Annotated in this window: 2 protein-coding genes; both read left to right on the forward strand. The window is 74.2% G+C overall.

The features are described from left to right. The first annotated feature begins 330 nt into the window (after positions 1–330). Positions 331–585 (forward strand): Lrp/AsnC ligand binding domain-containing protein, encoded by a 255-nt coding sequence (locus tag A6V29_RS21815; protein ID WP_249933345.1) that lies wholly within the window; start codon positions 331–333, stop codon positions 583–585. Positions 586–638: 53 nt separating this feature from the next. Next, the gene (locus A6V29_RS18810; protein ID WP_137161734.1) at positions 639–1,343 is read left to right on the forward strand and encodes a DUF881 domain-containing protein; all 705 of its coding nucleotides are present in this window, start codon (positions 639–641) and stop codon (positions 1,341–1,343) included. The last annotated feature ends 62 nt before the right edge of the window (positions 1,344–1,405 follow it).

The raw sequence follows: 1,405 nt of genomic DNA on the forward strand, positions 1-1,405 counted from the left end.
TCTCTGGGCAGTACAGCTAGCACAGAGCGGGTCGAGCTGGGCAGACTGCACAGCTCCTCGACGATCAGCGGAGGCACCGATGGCGCAGACGCGCACGCTGGACACCTTGGACGTCGCCCTCCTCCAGGCGCTGCGCGAGCACCCGCGGGCCGGGATGCTGGAGATCGCGCGGATCGTCGGTGTCGCTCGCGCCACGGCCACCGCCCGGTTGCAGCGGCTGGAGGACGCCGGCGTCGTCACCGGCTTCGGACCCGACGTCGACGTCACCGCCGCGGGCTTCGGCGTCCAGGCGTTCGTGACCTGGAGATCGCCCAGGGCGCGCTCGAGGAGGTGCACGCCGAGCTGTCGGCCATCCCCGGGATCCTCGAGGCGCACGCGACCACCGGCCGCGGCGACGTCCTCTGCCGGGTCGCCGCCTCCTCGCACGAGGCGCTGCAGCAGATCCTCGTGGAGCTGAACAGGTCGCCGTCGGTCGTGCGCTCGACCAGCGTCGTCGCGCTGTCCTGCGTCGTGCCGTGGCGCACGCTGCCACTGCTGCGATCGGAGGCGGTCCACGGCTCCGGCCGGGCGCCGGGATACCGCTGAACCGTCGCCGCAGCGGCCCGGGAACCGCCCGCCGGTGACCTACTCTGGAGCCGATGAGCGAGCCCACGGACGCCCCCGGCTCCGACACGACGCCGTCGGGTGGCCGGAGCTGGAACCGCACGGTCTCCGCGATCGTCACCGCCGCCCTGGCTCTCGTGCTCGGCTTCGCGATCGTCGTCCAGGTCCGGGCGACCGGCGCGGGCGAGGAGCTCAGCGGAGCGACCGAGGCCGACCTGGTGCGCATCCTCGACGACCTCGACAGCCGGGAGCAGCAGCTGCGCGCGCAACTCGCCGACCGGGAGCGGGCCGTCGAGGAGCTGAGCGACGGCCGGTCGCAGTCCGGGTCCGCGCTCGCCGAGGCACAGCGCCGCGCCGAGGCCATCGGCATCCTCAACGGCACCCTGCCGGCCCGTGGCCCGGGGTTGCGGCTGCTCGTCCGGGACCCGCAGGGCGCGGTCACGACGGCGGTGCTGCTCGACGCCATCCAGGAGCTCCGCGGCGCCGGTGCGGAGGCCATCGAGGTCGACGGCGTCCGCGTCGTCGTGTCCAGCTACGTCGGTGGCACGCCCGGCGAGCTGACGGTCGACGGCCAGGAGCTCAGGGCGCCCTACGAGATCCTGGCGATCGGGCCGCCCGCCGCCCTCGAGGTCGCGCTCAACGTCTCCGGCGGAGTGGTCGCCGACGTCGCGCGGGCCGGCGGCACCGCCGAGGTGGAGCGGGTGGACGAGGTCGCGATCGACGCCGTCGTCGAGGACTAATGGGGCTTACCGAGCCCGCTGGTGTCTGGCAGGTTCGGCGCCGGTAGCGGCCGGTGGGTCAG

This window comes from Blastococcus sp. CCUG 61487, assembly GCF_005222955.1.
Classification (GTDB): domain Bacteria; phylum Actinomycetota; class Actinomycetes; order Mycobacteriales; family Geodermatophilaceae; genus Blastococcus.